Source organism: Rhodococcus sp. O3, assembly GCF_048897285.1.
Lineage (GTDB): Bacteria > Actinomycetota > Actinomycetes > Mycobacteriales > Mycobacteriaceae > Rhodococcus.
This window is the reverse complement of sequence record NZ_JBMBTE010000239.1, coordinates 1-3,855: the sequence shown is the minus strand read 5'-3', so window position 1 is coordinate 3,855 and position 3,855 is coordinate 1. Positions and strand designations below refer to the sequence as shown.

Below are 3,855 nucleotides of genomic sequence, written 5' to 3'. Positions count from 1 at the left end.
GCGGTCACTCCGGGTCGCGCAGCAGCTCGTACACCGGGTTGTGGCGGGCGGCGTGCCGCACCGCGTCGTTGGTGGCCGAGGTGTAGATCTGCACCGTCTGCAGGGACCGGTGCCCGAGCAGCTGCTGCAGCTCGACCATGGTCGCGCCGCTGTCGGCGAGGCTGGTGGCGAAGGTGTGCCGCAACGCGTGCGCGAGCGCGCCGCGTTTGCGTTCGGATTCGATCCCGGCCAGCCGGTACATCCGCCGGACCCGGTACTGCAGGGTGCCGCGGGTGATGCGCCGGCCGTCGCTGCCGACGAACAGCGGATCCTCCGGCGGGAACCGTTCCCAGATCGCCAGGTCCTCCCGGTCGGCGCGGGCTGTGCGCCGTGCCGGCGGGAACCGGGTGTACCGCTGCTCGAGATAGGCCGAGACGATCGCCGTCCAGCTGTCCTCGAGCGGGATCTCCCGTTCGGTGGCGCCCTTGCCCAGCACCCGCAGCACCGGGGCGTCGCGGCCGCCGAGGATGCTCGCCAGGTCCAGCCGGATCAGTTCCTCCGAGCGGATGCCGGTGAGCAGCAGCGTCGCGATGAGCGCCAGGTCGCGGCCCGGCCAGTCCCGCGGCCCGGCCTCGGGGCGCTGCGCCTGCACGGTGAGCGTGTCCACCAGCTGCCCGATCGCGGCCGGTTTGAACGCCTTCGGGGTGTGCTGCGGCCGTTTGGGCTGGGCGATCGACGCCATCGGGTTGCCCTCCGACACACCTTCGGAGACCAGGAAGTTGCAGAAGCTGTTCCACACCGACCAGGCCCGGCGCACCGACGCCGGTTGCCGCTCCCGGGCGAACGCCGCGAACGCCGAGCGCAGCGACCGGATCGTCACGTCCTGCACGGTCAGCGCGTCGGGGTCGAGCTGCCGGGTGGCCGCGAGCTGCTCGCACACCGCCCGCAGATCCAGCCGGTAGGCCTTGACGGTGTGCGCCGACCGTTTCGCCGTCTGCAAGGTCTCCAGGTAGGCCGAGATCCACTCCAGCAGGCCCGGTTCGTCCCCGCTCGCCATCGCGCGCCCTTTCCGCCGGCTCGTGTCGTACATGTGTGCGAGCACAGTCTGACATCGGGGTCGGACAGGACTGGGCTCGGACAGGGCTTGCCGGGACAGGGCGGTGCGCGCGCCGCGGAGACGCGCGCGGGTGAGGGAGAATCGGCGGATGCGGTCGCGCACGAAGATTCTGGACGCCACGCTCGGGCTCATCGCCGACGTCGGCTTCGAAGGCGTCACGATCGCCGGGGCGGCGCAGGCCGCGGGGGTGTCCCGGCAGACCGTGTACTCGATCTTCGGAACCCGGGAAGAGCTTGTCTCCCAGGCGATCAGCGGGCAGCTGCTCGAGGCCTACGCGGAGATGACCGCCCGGCTCGAGCAGATCGAGGACCCGGGGGAGTACGTCGTGGAGACCATCGTCCTCGGGCGCACGGTGGTGCGGGAGCACCCGGTGCTGGCGGTGCTGCTGCGCGGCGACGGCGACAACCCGGTGTTCGATCCGGGCATGGTCGATCGCGCCAAACCGATCGGGCGCCAGCTGCTGGCGCCGATGGTGCAGCGGCATCCGGAGCTGGAACCGCACGTCGACGACATCATCGTGATGTCGCTGCTGCTGGGCCTGTCGGTGCTGATGTTCACCGGCGAGACCATGGAATCCGACGACGAGTTGCGGGAGTTCCTGCGGCGGTGGCTGTTGCCGGCGATGGCGTCCGTCGGCAAGCCCACCCCCTAGTTTCTTGACACTTTCGCCCCGGACTGTCTAGTTTTGCGTTCGTCCGGGCCTGCGCCGTGCCGAAAACCGATGGGGAATCGACTTGTCCGCATTCACGCGTCGCTCCTTCCTGGCCGGCGCCGTCGCCGCCGGCACGCTCCTGGCCGGCGCGTCCACCGCGCACGCCACCCCCGGCATCGGCGCCCGCGTCAAACGGGTCGCCGTGACCCGCGAAGAGCACCGCGTGATCGTCATCGGCTCCGGCTTCGGCGGCGGCGTCACCGCCCTGCGCCTGGCCCAGGCCGGGGTGCCCGTCACCGTCCTCGAACGCGGCCGCCGGTGGCCCACCGGCCCCGACGCCACCACCTTCCCGCGCGTCGCCGACCCCGACAAGCGCATGCTGTGGCACAAGTCGTTCCCCGAGGTGTTCGGCAAGCGCCTGAGCGTCGAACCCTACGTCGGCCTCGTCGAAGCCGTCCCCGGCGACAACATGACCGCCCTGTGCGCCGCCGGCGTCGGCGGCGGCTCCCTCGTCTACCAGGGCATGTCCCTGCAACCGGACCGGGACGTGTTCAACGCGCACTTCCCGAACGAACTCGACTGGGACCTGATGAACCGCGTGCACTACCCGCGCGTGGCGAAGATGCTCGGCCTGGCCACCGCCCCGGACGAACTGGTCGCCACCCCCAACTACGCGGCCGCACGCATCTTCGCCGACCGGGTCCGCGCCGCCGGCATGCCCCTCGACAAGATCCCCATGCCGATCGACTGGGACTTCGCGCTCGCCGAACTGCGCGGCGAGATGACCCCCGCCTACACCGACGGCGCCGGCGCGCTCGGCGTCAACAACGGCGGCAAGCACACCGTCGACGTCACCTACATCGCCGAGGCCGAGGCCACCGGCCTGGCCACCGTGCAGATCCTGCACGACGTCACCGACATCGAACGCGCCGCCGACGGCCGCTGGACCGTACATGTCGACCGCACCGACGAATCCGGCACCGTCCTCGAGAACAAGATCCTCACCACCGACGCGCTGGTGCTGGCCGCGGGCAGCCTGAACACCACGCGCCTGCTCCTGCGCGCCGCCGCCAAGGGACAGATCACCGACCTGCCCGACGACCTCGGCCGCGGCTGGGGCACCAACGCCGACCGCATCTACATGTGGACCGACATGGCCGCGGACTTCGGGGCGGTCCAGGGCGGCCCGGTCGTCTACGGCAGCAAGAACTGGGCCGACCCGCACCACGCCCACACCGTGGTCCAGGCGTCGCTGCCGTCGTTCGAGGTCAACACCCGCAGCACCGTCCTCGTCGGCTACGGCGTCAGCGACGGCCGCGGCGAGTTCGTCTACGACGCCGGACGCGACGACGCCGTGCTGCGCTGGCCGCACGAGGGCGACGCCGGAATCCAGAACGGCCACATCGACCCCGCCGTCCGCCGCATCGCCGGCGACGCCGCCGTGCTCGTCGACACCAACGCGATCGTGCCGTCCACCTGGCATCCGCTCGGCGGCGCCAACATGGGCAGCGTCTGCGACCTCGACGGCCGGGTGCTCGGGCAGCGCGGCCTGTACGTGCTCGACGGGGCGCTGATGCCCGGCAACGCCGCCGCGTGCAACCCGTCGATGACCATCGCCGCCGTCGCCGAGCGGGCCCTCGACAACATCGTCGCCCGCGACGTCGGCACGCTCATCTGAGCCACAGACCCGGGGGATGGGAACGGTGGCGTGGCGTCACAGGCCGTGACGCCACGCCACCACACTGTCGTCCACCCCACCCGACCGGTGCAGGTCCCGGCCGAGCCACCGCACCAGCGCCCCCGGACCGTCCAGGTCGAACCGATACACCCCGTCGCCGGGATCCGCCTCGTGCGGGGGACGCCACCCCAGCGCCAGCACCGAATCCAGCACCCGATGCGACCCGAGAACCCCCGGGAGCGTGCGGATCTCGGGGGACAGGTCCAGATCCTCGACCAGCAGCGGACGCTGCTCGTGTGTCGCGACCGTGTGCGAGCGCACCGCGCCGCCGCGTTCCCCGCTGCGGCCGAGCACCAGCGTCTCCCGCAGCAGCACCCGCGCGTCGCGCTCGAGCCCCAGCTCGGTGCGGCGGGTGACGTCGGCGCCGTC

Annotated in this window: 4 protein-coding genes; 2 read left to right on the top strand and 2 right to left on the bottom strand. The window is 71.8% G+C overall.

Annotated elements, in window-relative coordinates; translation table 11 throughout:
* Positions 1-4: 4 nt before the first annotated feature.
* Positions 5-1,036 (bottom strand): tyrosine-type recombinase/integrase, encoded by a 1,032-nt coding sequence (locus ACN675_RS28275; RefSeq protein ID WP_420753973.1) that lies wholly within the window; start codon positions 1,034-1,036, stop codon positions 5-7.
* 148 nt (positions 1,037-1,184) lie between these two features.
* Between ACN675_RS28275 and ACN675_RS28270 the strand changes: the two genes are divergently transcribed.
* Positions 1,185-1,748 (top strand): TetR/AcrR family transcriptional regulator, encoded by a 564-nt coding sequence (locus ACN675_RS28270; RefSeq protein ID WP_420753972.1) that lies wholly within the window; start codon positions 1,185-1,187, stop codon positions 1,746-1,748.
* Positions 1,749-1,830: 82 nt separating this feature from the next.
* Positions 1,831-3,426 carry a GMC oxidoreductase gene (locus ACN675_RS28265; protein WP_420753971.1) on the top strand — a complete coding sequence of 532 codons (1,596 nt, stop codon included), beginning with the start codon at positions 1,831-1,833 and terminating at the stop codon, positions 3,424-3,426.
* 36 nt (positions 3,427-3,462) lie between these two features.
* On the opposite strand, the gene ACN675_RS28260 is transcribed toward ACN675_RS28265, so the two are convergent.
* The coding region (locus ACN675_RS28260; RefSeq protein ID WP_420753970.1) for an urease accessory protein UreD at positions 3,463-3,855 on the bottom strand (393 nt) is incomplete at its 5' end.

Excerpts from the sequence above, each read along its gene's own strand:
- ACN675_RS28275 (WP_420753973.1), bottom strand. The coding sequence starts at position 1,036 with ATGGCGAGCGGGGACGAACCGGGCCTGCTGGAGTGGATCTCGGCCTAC.
- ACN675_RS28270 (WP_420753972.1), top strand. The coding sequence starts at position 1,185 with ATGCGGTCGCGCACGAAGATTCTGGACGCCACGCTCGGGCTCATCGCC.